19 protein-coding genes are annotated in these 16,258 nt (G+C 69.1%); 9 read left to right on the top strand and 10 right to left on the bottom strand.

Annotated elements, in window-relative coordinates; translation table 11 throughout:
- Window positions 1-87: 87 nt before the first annotated feature.
- Genes A5764_RS14485 through A5764_RS14500 form a run of 4 tightly spaced genes read right to left on the bottom strand, consistent with a single transcriptional unit; the run spans window position 88 to window position 2,512 of the window.
- The gene (locus A5764_RS14485; RefSeq protein ID WP_067114173.1) at window positions 88-1,029 is read right to left on the bottom strand and encodes a nitronate monooxygenase family protein; all 942 of its coding nucleotides are present in this window, start codon (window positions 1,027-1,029) and stop codon (window positions 88-90) included.
- A gap of 4 nt (window positions 1,030-1,033) precedes the next feature.
- Window positions 1,034-1,378 carry a cupin domain-containing protein gene (locus A5764_RS14490; RefSeq protein ID WP_067114174.1) on the bottom strand — a complete coding sequence of 115 codons (345 nt, stop codon included), beginning with the start codon at window positions 1,376-1,378 and terminating at the stop codon, window positions 1,034-1,036.
- Between the two features lie 31 nt (window positions 1,379-1,409).
- Entirely contained in the window at window positions 1,410-1,844 is a 435-nt protein-coding gene (locus tag A5764_RS14495) for a hypothetical protein (RefSeq protein WP_067114175.1), read from the bottom strand.
- Complete coding sequence (locus A5764_RS14500; RefSeq protein WP_067114176.1) at window positions 1,841-2,512, bottom strand: metalloregulator ArsR/SmtB family transcription factor; 672 nt, start codon at window positions 2,510-2,512, stop codon at window positions 1,841-1,843. Before A5764_RS14500 ends, A5764_RS14495 begins: the two co-directional genes overlap by 4 nt.
- Window positions 2,513-3,051: 539 nt before the next feature.
- Here A5764_RS14500 and A5764_RS14505 point away from each other — a divergent pair.
- Complete coding sequence (locus tag A5764_RS14505) at window positions 3,052-3,258, top strand: hypothetical protein (protein ID WP_197501434.1); 207 nt, start codon at window positions 3,052-3,054, stop codon at window positions 3,256-3,258.
- A 21-nt stretch (window positions 3,259-3,279) separates the two neighbouring features.
- On the opposite strand, the gene A5764_RS14510 is transcribed toward A5764_RS14505, so the two are convergent.
- Window positions 3,280-4,014 carry a polysaccharide deacetylase family protein gene (locus A5764_RS14510; protein ID WP_082951694.1) on the bottom strand — a complete coding sequence of 245 codons (735 nt, stop codon included), beginning with the start codon at window positions 4,012-4,014 and terminating at the stop codon, window positions 3,280-3,282.
- A 216-nt stretch (window positions 4,015-4,230) separates the two neighbouring features.
- On the opposite strand from A5764_RS14510, the gene A5764_RS14515 reads away from it, so the two are divergent.
- From A5764_RS14515 to A5764_RS14520, 3 genes are all read left to right on the top strand, one after another.
- Window positions 4,231-4,878, top strand: coding sequence for a TetR/AcrR family transcriptional regulator (locus A5764_RS14515; RefSeq protein ID WP_067114251.1), 648 nt, complete (start codon window positions 4,231-4,233; stop codon window positions 4,876-4,878).
- 102 nt (window positions 4,879-4,980) lie between these two features.
- On the top strand, window positions 4,981-5,148 hold the full coding sequence (locus A5764_RS27505) for a hypothetical protein (protein WP_369807320.1): 168 nt from the start codon (window positions 4,981-4,983) through the stop codon (window positions 5,146-5,148).
- A 132-nt stretch (window positions 5,149-5,280) separates the two neighbouring features.
- Window positions 5,281-6,117, top strand: a complete 837-nt coding sequence (locus A5764_RS14520) for a polysaccharide deacetylase family protein (RefSeq protein ID WP_067114252.1) — start codon at window positions 5,281-5,283, stop codon at window positions 6,115-6,117.
- Between the two features lie 35 nt (window positions 6,118-6,152).
- Here the strand turns inward: A5764_RS14520 and A5764_RS14525 are convergent, their stop codons facing one another.
- Window positions 6,153-7,790: an acyl-CoA synthetase gene (locus tag A5764_RS14525; RefSeq protein WP_067114178.1), complete on the bottom strand. Its 1,638-nt coding sequence runs from the start codon at window positions 7,788-7,790 to the stop codon at window positions 6,153-6,155.
- Window positions 7,791-7,850: 60 nt separating this feature from the next.
- On the opposite strand from A5764_RS14525, the gene A5764_RS14530 reads away from it, so the two are divergent.
- Window positions 7,851-8,690 carry an SGNH/GDSL hydrolase family protein gene (locus tag A5764_RS14530; RefSeq protein WP_067114179.1) on the top strand — a complete coding sequence of 280 codons (840 nt, stop codon included), beginning with the start codon at window positions 7,851-7,853 and terminating at the stop codon, window positions 8,688-8,690.
- Window positions 8,687-9,352 (top strand): DedA family protein, encoded by a 666-nt coding sequence (locus tag A5764_RS14535; protein WP_067114180.1) that lies wholly within the window; start codon window positions 8,687-8,689, stop codon window positions 9,350-9,352. Before A5764_RS14530 ends, A5764_RS14535 begins: the two co-directional genes overlap by 4 nt.
- A 13-nt stretch (window positions 9,353-9,365) precedes the next feature.
- Here A5764_RS14535 and A5764_RS14540 read toward each other — a convergent pair whose 3' ends face one another.
- Window positions 9,366-9,986: a TetR/AcrR family transcriptional regulator gene (locus A5764_RS14540; protein ID WP_067114181.1), complete on the bottom strand. Its 621-nt coding sequence runs from the start codon at window positions 9,984-9,986 to the stop codon at window positions 9,366-9,368.
- Window positions 9,987-10,140: 154 nt separating this feature from the next.
- On the opposite strand from A5764_RS14540, the gene A5764_RS14545 reads away from it, so the two are divergent.
- The gene (locus A5764_RS14545; protein ID WP_231989709.1) at window positions 10,141-10,575 is read left to right on the top strand and encodes an anti-sigma factor antagonist; all 435 of its coding nucleotides are present in this window, start codon (window positions 10,141-10,143) and stop codon (window positions 10,573-10,575) included.
- Between the two features lie 20 nt (window positions 10,576-10,595).
- The gene (locus A5764_RS14550; protein ID WP_067114183.1) at window positions 10,596-11,696 is read left to right on the top strand and encodes a glutamate--cysteine ligase; all 1,101 of its coding nucleotides are present in this window, start codon (window positions 10,596-10,598) and stop codon (window positions 11,694-11,696) included.
- Window positions 11,697-11,704: 8 nt separating this feature from the next.
- Here A5764_RS14550 and A5764_RS14555 read toward each other — a convergent pair whose 3' ends face one another.
- The 3 genes from A5764_RS14555 to A5764_RS14565 form a co-directional block, all read right to left on the bottom strand.
- On the bottom strand, window positions 11,705-12,475 hold the full coding sequence (locus tag A5764_RS14555; RefSeq protein ID WP_067114184.1) for a sulfite exporter TauE/SafE family protein: 771 nt from the start codon (window positions 12,473-12,475) through the stop codon (window positions 11,705-11,707).
- A 132-nt stretch (window positions 12,476-12,607) separates the two neighbouring features.
- Window positions 12,608-13,546 (bottom strand): catalase family peroxidase, encoded by a 939-nt coding sequence (locus A5764_RS14560; protein ID WP_067114185.1) that lies wholly within the window; start codon window positions 13,544-13,546, stop codon window positions 12,608-12,610.
- Window positions 13,547-13,563: 17 nt separating this feature from the next.
- Window positions 13,564-14,361, bottom strand: coding sequence for an SDR family NAD(P)-dependent oxidoreductase (locus A5764_RS14565; protein WP_197501396.1), 798 nt, complete (start codon window positions 14,359-14,361; stop codon window positions 13,564-13,566).
- A gap of 195 nt (window positions 14,362-14,556) precedes the next feature.
- On the opposite strand from A5764_RS14565, the gene A5764_RS14570 reads away from it, so the two are divergent.
- Window positions 14,557-16,116 carry a long-chain fatty acid--CoA ligase gene (locus A5764_RS14570; RefSeq protein WP_067114187.1) on the top strand — a complete coding sequence of 520 codons (1,560 nt, stop codon included), beginning with the start codon at window positions 14,557-14,559 and terminating at the stop codon, window positions 16,114-16,116.
- The last annotated feature ends 142 nt before the right edge of the window (window positions 16,117-16,258 follow it).

The raw sequence follows: 16,258 nt of genomic DNA on the forward strand, positions 1-16,258 counted from the left end.
CGACACGTAAACGGTTGCGAAGACGCGCCGATGGGTCTCGCAGTGGTTTATATCTCGGCGAGGCCCCTAGCCCGCAGGACGCCCGCGCTAACGCCCCCAGCCGGCGAGCAAGCGCTCCGCGCCCCCGCACATCTGCTCGATGACCTCCCCCACCGACGCGTCGTCGCGGATCATCCCCACGCCCTGGCCGGCATCGACGGGGGCGATGCGGCGGTCGTCGGCGGCCGCCGCGGCGGCCAGCTCGTCGCAGGCCGGCGGGTCGAGCGCCTCCTCGCGGCCCGTCCAGCGCGCGACGAAGTCGTTGGCCAACACGCGCGCCGGGAATCGCGCCGGCCAGGGCCGCCCCCTGGCGAGGTCGAAGGCCCGGGTGACGGCCGTGTCGGTGGCCCGCGCGGCGATCAGCGCCCGCCGGCTGCCGTCACCGGTCAGGGCCTCCGGGCACGCCGCCAGCCGGGTGCCCACCCACGCCCCACTCGCGCCGGCGGCCAGCACCGCGGCCAGGCTGCGCGGCGAGGCGATGCCGCCGCCCGCCAGGACCGGCACTGTGACCGCGTCCAGAACGGCGTCGAGCAACGGCAGCGTCGCGAGTTGTACCTCGCCGTGGCCGCCGGCGCCGGCGCCGCGCGCGACCAGGACGTCGACGCCGGCGTCGACCGCCCGGCGGGCCCCGACGCCGTCGTAAACCTGTGTGACGGTGGGGATTCCGGCGTCGTGCGCCCTGGCGACCCATGACCAGTCGGTACCGAAGCTGACCGACAACAGGGCGGGCCCGGCCGCGAGCGCGTCCTCGAGCAGCCCCGCCTGGCTACGCATCACCCAGTCCACCAGGCCGATGCCGAACCTCCCGCCCACGTGCCGCAGCTGGGTCCGCAGCAGTTCCCTGCTGCCGTCGCTGCCCATGCCGACCATGCCAAGCCCCCCGGCGGCGGTGACCGCAGCGGCCAGCCGGCCACCGGCCACACCGCCCATCGGCGCGTTGAGGATCGGCACCCGCAGCCCGAAATCCCTTGACCAGCTTGTGGATAGCATCCGGCTAGTGGGCCCCGGGCTGGCTCTTCAGCACGGTCAGCATGACCACCGAGTCCTCGACAGCGTGCAGGCCGTGCCGTTCGGCCGGGATCGCGACGTAGTCGCCGGTCTTACCCTCCCAGGAGTCGCCGCCGGTGGTCAGCCGCACGTGTCCCTGCAGCACCTGCAGCGTCGCCTCCCCCGGGCTGTCGTGCTCGGAGAGGTCATGGCCGGTAAGCAAGGCCAGCACGGTCTGCCGCAGCTCGTGGGTGTGACCGCCGTGGATGGTGTGCGCGGCGCGCCCGCTGTGCGACCGCCCCGCCTCGGCCAGCTTTTCGGAGGCGAGGCTGGTCAACGAGATGGATTCCATGGTCGGCCCCTTCGGTCGGGAAAGCGCTTTTTCAGACGGTCAATAGCAGTATCCCCGCCACCAGCAGGGCCACCGCCTTGACCACCTCGAAGCCGACGTAGACGTAGTGCGCGTGCGACCGGGGACCGCCGGACCCGGCGAGCACCCGATCGGAGCGGCGGGTCAGCCGGGGGCGCACGGCGACGAGCTGGATGGCCAGCGCGGCGATGGCGACGGCAAAGGCCACCGCGATTCGCGCGGGAGTCGGGCGCCCAGTGCCCCCAGCCACGATCGCCACGATGACGAGGGCGAAGGCGACCTCGACGGTGTTGAGCGCACGAAACACCAGGCGCCCGATGCCGAGTCCGATCTGCAGGGTCACGTTGGGCGCGCGGAACTTCAGCGGGGCTTCGAGAAACGAGATGGCCAGCACCATGCCGAGCCAGACGAACGTGACCGCGACGGCGATCGCCGATCCGGTGTTCACCCGGCGGCTCCGACCGGGGTGAGGTGGGCCAGGCACAAATCCGGTTCGACGAACGCGTCGAGCCGATCGACGGAAACCGGCGCCGCCCACGACTCGAGGGCCCCCTGCATCAGGCCGAGGTGGATGGGGCACACGACGGCACCGCGGGTTTCGGCCAGCTCCAGGAACGGGCAGTGTCGCAGGCCCACCTGTTGCTTGCCCTTGGCGGTCCGCCGCTCGGGGGCGAACCCGAGGTCGTCGAGCATCCCGACCAGACGATTGACGGCCTCCTCGGCGCTCGCAGCGCGCTTCGGCCGCGACTGGGGATCCAGTTGCCGCCCCCATGCCCGGCCCGCGGCCACCGCCTTGGCGCGCGGATTGCGTTCGGCGGCCAGCGCCGCGGTCAGGATCTCGGCCAGCATCCGGTAGTGACGCGTGCCGCCGCGATCCATCTGCCGGACCGCCTGGAACATCAGCGGCGGGCGGCCCGGCCCCTTGGGTCCCTGCTCGACCTGCTCGATCTGGCCGTCGGCGACCAGGTTGTCGAGGTGAAAGCGCACGGTGTTGGGATGCACCCCGAGCGCGTCGGCGATCGTGACGATGCTCATCGGGGCGGGCGACGACCGCAACAACCGCAACACCTCGCGGCGGCGACCGGTGGGTTCCCCGGCGGACCTAATGTCGCTCACACTCCCTCGGCTTCGGTGAAGAACGACTCATTATCGGCCACGTGCGGGTTCGGCGCCTCGGGAAGGGCGTCGATGCACGGCTTTCCGATCGCGTACGCCAACCGCTCGAGTTTACACAATAAGGATTGTACAAACCGAGAGGATGCGGGGCCACCCTTGGGGCGATCGGCTAGACACGCACCGGCGACGTCCTCCGGCGGGCCACCGAGGACGAGCAGCGGCGCCCGGCGTAACTTCGCCTCTGCCACTGCGTATTTGACCCCGTTGATATCGGACGGTGGCAGGCCGGAATCCGTGTAGGGCCTCCTCGACGCTGCAGAGCGGCCTGTGAACCGTCGGCCCGATCGGCCCACCTTAGGCATCTGTCAAATACGAAGATTGTCAAATGATTTCGATAGCGGTCGTCATCATGGTGACATTGGGCCCTATCCGAAATCTGCGCGTGACTGAATAATGACGTCGTCTGACGTAGCTTTGCTGGGGCGGTTGCGGCTGAACAAAGGAGCATGACGGTTATGGGTGGCAACCCACCGTTGTTATTGACCGAATCTGACGTCGACGCCCTCGCGCACGAATTTTTACGCTCGAGCTACCTGGGCCCCACCTATGCCGGCTGGTCACCCGATCGGCGCCTCGACACTTTTCTGCGGCGGCGCGGCCTGTCCCGGGTGGCCGACGATGGCGACTTATCCAACGCCGTCCTGGACCGGATCATGGTGAACGTGGGTGTGGCACCGCGCAACTAGCGGGCGAAAGTCAGCGGTTCGTCAGATCGTGTCTTTGAGCGTGACGGTCTGCAGGTTGCGGCTACCGATGAGGTCCAGCAGTTGCCCGTAGCACCGCGTGATGGTGGGAAGGTTGGCGTGCATGAGCACGATCTGGCCCGGCTGGAATGACTTCGCGGCGCGGGCGACGAGGCTGCTTTCGTTTTCGGGCGTCGAGTCACCGATGTCGGCGCTCCACATGGTGATCGAGGTGTAGCCCTGGTCGGCGGCCACCCGGTCGATGTCGGCGTTGTGGGCCCCGAAGGGCGGCCGGAAAAAGGGGGTGCCGTCCGCGCCGTACGTGTTTCTCAGGAAGTCGGCGTTGCGCCGGATCTGGTCATCGACCGCGTTGAGTGCCATGCGGTTCAGGTTGGGGTGCGACCAGGTGTGGTTCGCCATCTGCACCTGGCCGGAATCCATCAACGGCCGAAGCGCCGGCGCATTGGCCGACCACGAGGGGTTGGCGCCGTTGACGAAGAAGGTGAGCCGGGTTCCGCTGTCCCGCGCGAATTGGGCGAACGCGGCCACCACCGGGGTGCTGGCGCCGTCGTCGACGGTGAGCGCGATCCGATTGCCATCCCCCGGCACACGGGTGAGCACGCCCGCCGGTGCCGCGACCGGCCCCAGCGGGATGCTCCAGCGGACGGGCGATGCGCTGGCCCCCGGACTGCGGGTCACGGCCGTCAGTAAGCCCGCGGCAATGGCGCACAGCATCGCGCGCCGATCGATGTACGGCATGCCATCATTGTGACACCGCCGAACTGATGCGGATCAGACAAGTTGTTGCCGAACGAATTTCGACAAACCGCCGGCGACGACCCAGCAAACTGGCGGATAAAAGAACCGTTGATATTAATCGACAATATTGCTGGTTTTAATCAACAATTTCTTTGACATATCTCCACGTGTCCATAAAGTAACTACGTGTCCGACCGCTCGACGCAGGCCGAGTACATGCACGCCTCCCGGGGCCGCCGGTCGTCGCACCACTCCGGCGATGGCCGGAAACAAGCGATCCTGGCCACCGCGGAACGGCTCCTGAAGGAGCGACCGCTGGCCGACTTTTCCGTCGACGATCTGGCAAAAGGCGCCGGCATCTCCCGACCCACCTTCTACTTCTACTTCCAGTCGAAGAACGCGGTGTTGTTGTGGCTGCTGGATCAGATGAACCACAAGGCGCACGCGGCGCTCGCGGCGCTGGGCCCGCAATTGCCCGGCGACCCGGCGACGCTCTGGCGGGCGCGCATCGAGGCTTTCTTCGAGGTGTCGGGATCGCGTCGGGCGGTCGCCGTGGCCGGGGCCGCGGCGAAATCCACCAACCCGGAGGTCCGGCAGCGGTGGTCGGCGCTGATGCAAAAGTGGGTTTCCTACACCACGGCGGCGATCAAGGCGGAGCGTAAGCGGGGCGCCGCTCCGGACACCTTCCCGGCCGAGGACCTGTCCGTCGCGCTGAACATGTTGAACGAGCGGGTGATGGCCGCGACGTTCACCGCCGAGGAGGAAGCGATCCCCGAAAACCGGGTGATCGACATGCTGGTGCACATCTGGCTGGCCGGGATCTATGTGGCCGACGGTAAAGCCTTGGCCGCTAAGGGTTTTTGAGCCCCGCCGCGCGCGGTCGATGCTCTCGTCGATCAACCGGTCGACGGCGCCGACGTAGGTCGGCGACGGCGCCTTGCCCGACAGGGCGGCGACCGCCCGGGCGTGCCCAACACCATTCAGCAGGCCGTTACGCAAGCGATCAGCGTCGACGAACTGGCGCGGATCTCGTTGCGCGTACTGTCGACCGGCGGCACGCTGCGCGATATCGGCGACTCGGAGTGGGAGCACCTGCCGGACCTGGGGCCCGGATTCACCGAGGAGGCGGCGTGACGCCACGAGGTCGCCCGGTTGCGGGTTGACCAGGCATAGCGAGAAAGTCACAAGTTCATCTCCACGCAGGAACACTCGACGGATGTGCCGGGACCGCGGTGGGGGGCAGCTTAGCGTTCCAGCGTGAGCGAACTGGATCGGCGGCGGTTCCTGGTCGCGGTGGCCGCGACGGTGGCCGTGACGGGGATCTCGTGGTACTCCGGCGGCGGTCCAAGCGAGACGGTCGCCCATGGAGACGTGGCCGGATCCGTGCCCAACCCGATCACTCCGGCCCTGCCGCCACTATTGCCGCCCCCGGCCCGGGGATCGCGCATCCCGCTGCCGGGTGGCGCGGCGCTGGCCAAGCTTCCGGGCACCGATCTCATGGCATGGACGGTCGATGACGGTGTCAACACCGACGTGGTGCGGCTCTACACCCAATTCGCCAAGGACACCGGCGTGCGGCTCACCTACTTCGTCACGGGCTCCTTTCGCTCCTGGACCGAGAATTCCGCCTTGCTTCGACCGCTGGTGGAATCCGGGCAGATTCAGCTGGCCAACCACACGTGGAGCCACCCGGATTTGACGAATCTGTCGCCGAGCCAGATCGCCGACGAACTCGGTCGCACCGACGCGTTCCTGCGCAACACCTACGGCGTGGACGCCGCCCCGTACTTCCGGCCGCCATACGGCCATCACAACTCCGTGGTCGACGCGGTCGCGGCCGATCTGGGCTACCAGATTCCCACGCTGTGGAGCGGCGACTTGCGAGACTCCGCAGTGCTTTCCGAGGACCAGATTGTCCGGCTGGCGCACCAGTCCTTCGCGCCGCAGAACATCGTGATCGGCCACCTCAACCACCCACCGATCACCCATGTCTATGGCCAGCTTGTGGACATCATCCGATCGCGCAGACTGCGGACCGTGACGCTCAACGACGTCTTCCTGCGACCGGAGATACCGCACCGGACACCGCGTTTCGCCGGCTGAGGCGGCGCCCAGCGGCGGATGAGATCAGGCGAAGCCTAGCCGCCCTGCGCCACTTGGGCTTTCGCCCACCGGTAATCGGCCTTTCCGGACGGCGAGCGTTGCAGCCGGTCGCAGAAGACGATCGCCTTCGGCAACTTGTAGCGCGCGATATGCCGAGCGGCCTCCGCGATGATGCTGTCGGCGTCCGCGGGCTGCCCATCAGTCAGCTGCACCAGCGCCACCACCTCGTTTCCCCACCGGACGCTCGGCCGGCTCGTCACCACGACGTCGTAGACGGCGGGATGCTCGGCGATCGCGGCCTCGACCTCTTCGGCGAAGATCTTCTCGCCACCGGAGTTGATGGTCACCGAGTCGCGGCCCAGCAGCTCGATCTCGCCGTCGGCGTGCCAGCGGGCCCGGTCGCCGGGCACCGAGTGCCTGATCCCCTCGATCACGGGGAACGTGCGCGCGGTCTTCTGCGGATCGCCGAGGTACCCCAGCGGTATCGGGCCCTGTTGGGCGAGCCAGCCGATTTCGTCGTCGCCCGGCGCCAGCAGCCGCGTCGTGTCCGAACTGACGACCACCGCGCCGGGGTTTGGGGCGAAGCGACCGCTCGCGTTCTGCAGGCGGCTGGACACCTGGCCCATCTGCGAGCCGGATTCCGATGACCCGCCGGCGTCCAGGATCGTCAGGTTCGGCAGCAGCTCGACGAATCGCTTCTTGAGCGGCGCACTGAGCGCCGCGCCGCCGGTCACCAGCACCAGCAGCCCCGATAGGTCGTAATCGCCGGTTTCCAATTCGTCGAGCAGGGGCCGCCCAAACGCATCGCCGACGATCGACAGCGACACCACGCGTTCGCGGCTGGCCAGCGCCCACGCCTCGGCCGGGTCGAAGTGGGTGGTCGTCGGCGCCATCACGAACGGGCGGCCGTTGCACAGGTTGATGAACGCCGCCCACTGCGCCGCGCCGTGCATCAGCGGCGCGCACGTCATCGAACCGGGCCCGTCGGGGCGGGAGCGCTCGACGATCTCGTCCAGGCTGCGCACCACCTCGCCGGTGCCGAAATTCCGGCCGCCCATCGCATTCATGTAGATGTCGTGCTGGCGCCACAGCACCGCCTTGGGCATCCCGGTGGTGCCGCCGGTGTAGAGCACATAGAGATCGTCGGGTGACGGGACCAGATCCAGCGGCCCGTCGGACACCGAGGCGAGCAACTCCTCGTAGCGCACCGCCCCGGGCAGCGGGTCGTTGCCCGAGCCGTCGTCGACATGGATCAGCCGCACCGGGCGGGGCAGCTTCTGCAGCGCCGTCCCCAGCGTCGGCGCGAACCGCGCGTGGTACATCACCGCGTCAGCGCCGGCATTGTCCAGCAGATACACCAGTTCGTCGGCAACGTAGCGGTAGTTGACGTTGAACGGGGCGACACGTGCCTGGTACGCGCCGAGCATCGCCTCGAGGAACTCGTTGCAATTCGCCAGGTACAGACCGAGGTGGCTCTGGCCCGATTCGTGCGGCGCCAACTCCGCGCGTTCGCGCCGCACGCCCAGCCCCCAGTCGTGCAGCGCCCGGGCGAAGCGGCGCGCGCGTTCGTCGGTCTGCGCGAAGGTCAGGCGCCGATCGCCGAACACGATGCAGTCCCGGTCGGGGTTGGCCTCCGCGACCGCACCGAACACCTGGGCGAGGTTGAATTGCACTGCCCCTCCTCCCGTCGAGCCAGCGCCACGGTAGCGCGCCCACCTATTAGTCTCGGCTTCGTGTGCGGGGCTATTGGGACCGGATACAGCCGATACGTCGCCATCGGGGACAGCCAGACCGAGGGCTTGTGGGACGGCGACGACGCTGTCGGCCTGCTGGGATTCGCCGACCGGCTCGCGGTGCTGCTCGACTCGCTCTATCCCGGTTTGCACTACGCCAACCTGGCGATCCGCGGCAAGCTGGTGGCCGACGTGCTGCGCGAGCAGGTCCCACGGGCGCTGGACATGCGGCCGGACCTGATCACCGTGTGCGTCGGGATGAACGACGTCATCCAGCCGGGACGATCCTTCGGCCGCGCCCTGACCGACCTCGACGAGGTTCACGCCGCGCTGGCCGAATCCGGGGCGACGGTGGTCACGACGACGTTCCCCAACGTCGCGCAGTTCCTCCCGCTCGGCCGGCTGGTGTCCGGGCGGCTTGCCCGCATCAACGATGCGATCCGAACGGCGGCCGACCAACACGGCTTCAGGCTGGTGGACCTCTACCATGCGCCCTCGATGCGCGACCTGGACACCTGGGACATCGACCGCGTGCACGCCTCCACCAAGGGGCACATCCTGTTCGCCGAGGCCGCCGCCGAGGCCCTCGATTTGCCTGGCAGCAACCATGATTGGGCCGTAGCCAGCGGCAGTCCCACGCGGCTTTCGTTGAGGACGCGAACGTACGGGCAGCTGCGCTGGACCCAGCAAAAGTTCATGCCGTGGGTGTGGCGACGCCTGCGCGGCAAATCGTCGGCCGACGGGCGGGTGCCCAAGCGGCCGCGGCTGGCCCCCCTCGCGGCGCCCAGCGAAGACATTGCGGCGCGGTTCGACGACCGGTCAGGCATCCTTGAGCCATGAATGTGGAGGCTTTGCTGCAGTCGATCCCGCCGCTGTTGGTCTATCTGGTGGTCGGCGGCGTGGTCGGAGTGGAAAGTCTGGGCATTCCCCTTCCCGGCGAGATCGTGCTGGTCAGCGCCGCGCTGATGTCGTCGCACCACGACCTGGCCGTCAATCCCGTCGGTGTCGGCGCCGCCGCCGTGATCGGCGCCGTGGTCGGCGACTCGATCGGCTACGCGGTTGGGCGACGGTTCGGCATGCCGCTCTTCGACCGGCTTGGCCGGCGGTTCCCCAAGCACTTCGGCCCCGGACACGTCGCGCTCGCCGAAAAGCTGTTCAACCGCTGGGGCGCCCGTGCCGTGTTCTTCGGCCGCTTCATCGCGCTGCTGCGGATCTTCGCCGGGCCGCTGGCTGGCGCGCTGAAGATGCCCTACCCGCGCTTCCTTGTCGCCAACGTCTCCGGCGGGATCTGCTGGGCGGGCGGCACCACCGCGCTCGTCTACTTCGCCGGGATGGCCGCCGAACGCTGGCTGGAGCGGTTTTCCTGGATCGGGCTGGTGATCGCCGTCGTGTGCGGGCTGACGGCCGCGATCGTGCTGCGCGAACGCACGTCGCGCGCGATCGCCGAACTGGAGGCCGAGCACTACCGCAAAACCGGTAGCGAAGCGGCCGACGCCGCCTGAGATCCCCGGCCGGCTAACCTACCGCCTCGCCGAGGTCCTCCGGCGCCGCGGGCCGGTGCTGCGCGATCAGGGCGCCGGCCATCCTGCGGGCACGCAGGGCGGCGTCCACGTCACCCACCGCGGCCAAGATGATGGCGCCCTTCATCAGGATGTGCCAGGACGACGCGAAGTCCTCGACATCGCTCAGACCCGCCGCGACGGCCCGGTGCCGCACGATGTCGCGGACGTGGTCGATGTGGGCGATGCAGGCCTGTCCTATCGGATGGTCCGCACCAAACTCGAGCAACACGTTGATGAACGAGCACCCCTCGTATCCGTCGCGCAGCTGAAACCAGTCGTGCATGACGTCGAAGATCGCCAGCAGCTGCTCCTCCGGCGTCTCGCCGCGCCGCCGCGACTGCTCCTCGATCAGGCCGTGCGTCCACACCTCTTCGCGCCGCTGCAACACGGCCAGCACGAGCTCGTCCTTAGTCGCGAAATGACGGTAAAGGGTGGCCCGTGCCACGCCGGCGCGCGCGATCACCTCGTCGGTGCCCACCGAGCGGATCCCGCGCCGGCTGAACAGCTCATAGGCCGCGGTCAGGATGCGTTCACGAGCCGATACGGCTGGCGTGGGGACATCGTCGCTGGTCATAGCCAGCCTTACCATACTCTTAGGCTGCGACAGCTAGACAGACCACCCTGTCTCGTTATAAAAAAGAAATTCGCAGTTCGCGAATCGTCGGTCTTCAGACAGAAGGACGGGCACCGTCCCGGCATCCCACGCGCCGGTAGATTAGGAGTCCATCATGAGCGTTATCGCGGAACCGATGTCCAGCCACCACCTCATGCTGAGCACACGTTTGGTCTACCAGCTGGGCAATCCACGCAGCACGCTGCGAGCGACTACCGACCGCAGTGGCCCGGCGGTGCTGATCAACGCCGGCGGTGAGGTCGACGCCTGCAACGAGAACACCTGGAGGCAGCTGGTCAGCGAGGCGGCCAACGTCGTCATCGCCCCGGGTCCTTTCGTGGTCGACGTCACGGGACTCGATTTCATGGGATGCTGCGCGTTCGCGGTTCTCGCCGAGGAGGCGCGACGGTGTAACGAGCGCGGCATCGAACTGCGCGTGGTGAGCCGCGACCCGATCGTCGCCCGGATCATCGACGCGTGCGGCCTGAGCGCCGTGCTGCCGATCTACCCGACCGCGGACAGCGCGCTCGCGGCGCCCGCCCGCTGGTAATAGCGGAGCGAATTCCCAGTTTGGGGCCCACCTTCGGAGCGGAGGAAGAGTTCCTCCTCGTCGATCCGCGGACCGGCGAACCGGCCCCCCGCAACACCGCGGTGGCCGAGGAGGCCAAGCGCCAAGGTGTCGAGCTGCAGCTGGAGCTGAGCAGCTGCCAGGTGGAAACCACCTCCGGCGTCGCGACCACCAGCGCGGAGCTCCACGAGCAGCTCACCAAGCTGCGCCGCGGCGCGGCGCGGGCCGCCGAGGCCAGCGGGGTCCGGCTCTTGGCCTCCGGACTGCCGCCCGTCACGCCGCACGAGTTCCCCGTCACCGACACCCCGCGATACCGGCGGATCGGTGCGGAGTACGGGATGGTCGCGCACGAGCAGGGCATCTGCGGGTGTCACGTGCACGTCGAGGTACCCGACCGCGCGGCCGCCGTCCATGTCAGCAATTGGCTGCGGCCGTGGCTGCCGTCGCTGCTTGCCTTGTCGGCCAATTCGCCGGTGTATCGCAACGCGGACAGCGGGTACGCGAGCTGGCGCAGCATGCTGTGGCGCCGCTGGCCGGTCGCCGGGCCGCCGCCGTTCTTCCCCACGCCCGACGAGTACGACCGCACGGTGCGCATGCTCATCGACAGCGAGGTGATCCTCGATCGAAAGATGGTCTATTGGGACGTGCGCCCGTCGGAGAACTTTCCGACGATCGAGGTGCGCGTGGCCGACGTGCCCGCGACCGTCGCGGAAACGGTGCTGCTCGCCACGCTGGTGCGGGCCGCGGTGATGACGGCGCTCGAGGAAAGCCGAGCGCGACCCGAAAGGGGTGGGGGGACCGGCCGCCTGCCGCCCGCCGCGCTGCGGGCGGCGTACTGGAAGGCCGCCCACGACGGGCTGTCGGGACGAGGGCTCGACCTGTTCGGAGGCCGCGGCGCGGTGCCGGCCCGCGAGCAGCTGGACGCGCTGGTACACCGGGTGCGCCCAGCGCTCGAGGCGTTGGGCGAATACGAGCGCGCCGTAGCGGAACTCGACCGCATCGCCGCCCAGGGCAACGGGGCGATGCGGCAGCTGCGTGCGTGGCGCAAACGCGAGGACGCGATGGACGTCATCGCCGAGGCCGCCGTTGCCACGCTGAGCTGAACCGCTCGTCAGGCCACCGTGAGCAGGCGGTACAGCCCGATCAGGCCGACGACGACGATGGTGGCGCGCAAGGCATTCGGCGACAGCCGGCGCCCGTACCGCGCCCCCAGCCATCCCCCGATCAGGGAGCCCGCCGCGATGAGGCCGGCCACCGACCAGCTGATCCGATGGAAGGCGACCAACGAATAGCTCGCCGCCGCAACCACATTGACCACCAACGCCAGCAGGTTCTTGGCCGCGTTCATGCGCTGCACCGACTCGGGCAGCAGGGCCCCCATCACGCCGACCAGCAGGATCCCCTGCGCGGCGGTGAAGTAGCCGCCGTAAACGCCGACGGCGAATGTGCCGAGCACCAGCACCGCCATCCGCGCCGGCGTGACGTGCTCGGGTGAGCGGCCGGCCTCCTCCGCGCGCCGGCGGGCCCATGACTGAATGCGCGGTCCCAGCACCACCAGCCCCAGGGCCAGCACCAGCAGCACCGGCACGACCGCGGCGAACACCTTCTCGGGCAGATGCAGCAGCAGGAAGGCGCCCAGCACCGCACCGGCCAGCGACGCCGGGAGCTGCCACCGCAACCGATCCCACTGCCCGCGCAGCTCGGCGCGATAGCCCCAGGTGCCCGACACGCTGCCGGCCACCAGGCCCACCGCGTTGGACATGGTCGAGGTGACCGGCGGATAGCCGAGCGCGACGAGCGTCGGGAAGGTGATCAGGGTGCCCGAGCCGACGAGGGCGTTGATGGCGCCGGCGGCGAACCCGGCCAGGGCGATCAAAAGCATGTGGGAAGGCAGCACTTCGGACAAGCTTAGCCTGGCGAACGATGCGCGCCCCGTAGGGGCGGGCCGAGGAGCCGCGCAATGGAGGCTAAGCGGCTGCCCTGCGCCAACAACCGCGCGACAGAGCGACTTTCGTCACACCGGGGGCGCTTCGGCGCCGCGATCGACGCCGCTGCGCAGCTTGACCGACGCCGAGTACGCCAGGGTTCGGAAATGAAGCACCGGGTCGTCGGAGGGCTCGATGCCGTCGGTCACGCGCATCGGGTCGAACACGACGATGTCGCCGTCGCGCTCGCGCTCGGTGTCGCGGCCGGTGATCTCGAGGGTGCCGACCGTGACGATCTGGTTGCTCTCCCACGGCGCCGAGGGGTCGACGGTGGAGTCGTTCGGGCCGGCGATCTGGACGCGGAAGTCGAACCACACCGGCCCTTTTGCCAGGCGCGCGTCCAGCTCGTCGGTGAGGAAGTCGGGGCCCTTGCCGTGGGCGGCCGGCCCCGATATCCGCTCCCCCGTGGCGGGGACCCAGTGGTAGCGAACGAATCTGGCGCTGCCGTCGGCCCCGACCCAGCGGAAGGCGTGCAGGCCGTGGTATTCGATGGTGGCGTAGCTTTGCGGGACCTTGCCGGCGTCGCGCAGCACGGGTAGCGCGCGGAGCAGGCGGGGATGGGTGAGTAAGTATTTGCCCATCCGCAGCGGCGTGGTCAGGCCGGGGCTCATCGCTTTGAGCAGATCGACGAATCCGTCCGGCGTGCTGGACACGAACAGCCGCGCGGTCTGTGTCGAGACGTCGGTGGTGGACCCGTGGGGCAGCGTGAACTTCACCGCCATCCCCCGCACCCCGGGCAGGCCGTCGCGCTGGGCCGGGTTGCCCGATCCGTTGGAGAAGCGGATCAGCGCCGGGACCGTCGAGCCGTCGAGGTGCCGTGCGCGCGAAAGCCGGGATGCCTCATGGGTCGCGGTGAACGTGCCGCGGAACAGCGTGCCTTTGGCGTGCAGCGCCCGGCAGCCCGGCTGGGCGCCGCCGGTGCCGCGGATCGCCTCGATCGCCTCGTCGGGGGTGACGGAACGGGCCATCCGCGAATCCTAGAGGCTTATTCGGGAAAGCCGAAGAGTTTGACGACGCCGTGATCACGGCCGGCGGTGTAGCCGCCGTCGACGGCGATGGCCTGACCGCTGACGAACGAGGCGTCGGGCGACAGCAGGAAGGCCGCCATGGCCGCGACCTCCTCCGGCCGGCCCAACCGTTGCAGGGCATGCTCCCCGGTGATCGAGGCCAGCGGACCCTCCATCCCCGGCAGACCGAAAACGCTTTGCGCCATTGGCGTTTCGATGAAGCCGGGGCAGATGGCGTTGGCCCGGATGCCGCTGGGCCCGTAGTCGAGCGCGATGTTCTTGGTGAGCAGGACGACGCCGCCCTTGGCCGCGTTGTACGAGCTGCCGCCCGCCGTGCCCTCCAGGCCCTCGATGCTGGCGACGGTCACGATCGAGCCCCGTTCGCCGTCGACCCGAGGCTGCTCGATCATCCTGGCCAGGGCCGCCTTGGCCACCAGGAACGTGCCGGTGAGGTTGATGCCGATCACCCGGTCCCACTCGGCCCGGTCGAGCAGGTGAACCGGGCCGCCGCCGGCCACGCCGGCCGCGTGGAAGACGCCGTCGAGGCGGTCGGGAACGGCGGCCAGCACCGCCGCGACGGCGGCCTCGTCGGTCACGTCGGCCGTCACGAAATGGAAGTCGGCACCGAGGTCAGGCGGAGCGGCCAGGTCCGCGCCGATGACGCAGCCGCCCTCGGCCAGCAGCCGCCGCGCGGTGGCCAGGCCGATGCCCGACGCCGCGCCCGTCACGATGAAGGTCCGGGACCGGGCGCGATCAGTGCTCACCATGACAGTCATGGTGGCACACGGCGCCGAACGCGTTGAGTGTGCGCCCACGGCGTTGAGAGTGAACCCAGGGCGGCGACACGCCGATCGCGGGCACCCTCAGCTCACACTCAAAGCCCTCAGGTCACACTCAAATCGAAGGCGTTGAGCGCCGACCGCTGGTAGGCCGAACCTCTCAGGCGGGATCGCGCGTGCGACGCTGTCTGCATGCCATCAGGCGACGCGACGACCAGCACGACGGAGACGCTCGCCGGATTCGTCGAGCGACACGCACAGCAGCGACCCGACGGGATCGCGATGCGTTTCGGTGACCGGCAGTGGTCCTGGGCGCAGTGGGCGGAGCGGATACGCCGCGCGGCCGGTGCGCTGCAGCAAGCCGGCGTGCGGCGCGGCGACTGCGTGGCGTTTCTGGACAAGAACCACCCGGCCTGCCTGGAGGTCCTCTTCGCCGCGGCCTCGATCGGCGCGGTGACCACCGTCGTCAACTGGCGGCTGGCCGGCGACGAGCTCGTCCACCTGCTCGACGACAGTCGCCCGCGTCTGCTTTTCGTCGGCGACGAGCTACGCCCGGCGGCGGAGGCGGCGGCCGGACGCGCCCCGGGCGTGGAACGCGTCGTCGTGGTCGACGACGAGTACGAATCCTTGGTCGCCGCAGCGTCACCCGCGCAGCCCGACGCGGACATCGACGAGAGCGACACCGCGCTGGTGATCTACAGCTCGGGTACGACCGGGCGGCCGAAGGGCGTGCTGCTGAGCCAGCGCGCGCTGGCCAATCACGCGGTGAACCTGGCGCCGGCGTTTCCGTTCGCCGAGGGGGACGCGAACCTCGTTTGTATGCCCCTGTTCCACGTGGGCGGGATCGGCTATGCGCTCTTCGGCATCCGGGCGGGAGTGCCCACGATCATGACCCGCGAGCCCGAGGCGGCGGCGTTGATCGAGGCGGTGCGGGCCGGTGCGACCCACGCGTTCTTCGTGCCGCCCGTGATCGCGCGCTTCCTGGACGCCGGCGAGACCGCGAGCGCCGCGCTCTCCGGCCTGCGCTACATCGTGTACGGTGCCGCCCCCATGCCGCTGCCGTTGCTGCACCGAGCGCTCGAGACGTGGCCGGACACGAATTTCGTTCAGGTGTACGGACAGACGGAGCTGTGCGGGGCGGTCACCGCGCTGAGCGACGCCGATCACCGCGATTCGGCCCGGCCCGCGTTGCAGCTGTCGGCGGGAAAGGCGGTGCTGGGCACCGAGATTCGCGTGGTAGATCCCGAGACCGGCGCCGACGTGCCCACCGGCGAGGCGGGCGAGATCTGGGTGCGCAGCAACCAGAACATGAGCGGTTACCTGAATCGGCCGGAGGCGACCGCCGAGACGATCACCGCCGACGATTGGGTGCGCACCGGTGACGTGGGCCGCCTGGACGCCGACGGCTACGTCTACATCGAAGACCGCTTGAAGGACATGATCATCACCGGCGGTGAGAACGTGTACGGGCCCGAGGTGGAAAGCGTGCTGATCGAGCATCCCGCCGTCGCAGACGCCGCGATCATCGGGGTTCCCGACGACTATTGGGGCGAATCGGTCAAGGCCATCGTCGTGGCTAGCCGCGAGGTCGAGCCCGGCGACATCATCGAATTCTGCCGCCGGCATCTGGCCGGCTTCAAATGCCCGCGCACCGTGGACTTCGTGGCGTCACTCCCCCGCAACCCGAGTGGCAAGATCCTGAAAACCGCGCTACGCGAACCGTATTGGCAAAACCGCTCCCGGAACGTTTGAGTAGTGACGCGAAGGTTGACGCGCAGCGGCGCGACTGTGCGATCGGTGTGTTGGGCGGCCCCACGACGCTCGTCGACTGACCAACCCCGGAGCCGCGGCTGGGCCCACTTCAGTGGAGGCGTCGAGGAATTCGTCGCGGCGT

The sequence above is a fragment of the Mycobacterium sp. 852002-51057_SCH5723018 genome (assembly GCF_001667035.1).
Classification (GTDB): domain Bacteria; phylum Actinomycetota; class Actinomycetes; order Mycobacteriales; family Mycobacteriaceae; genus Mycobacterium.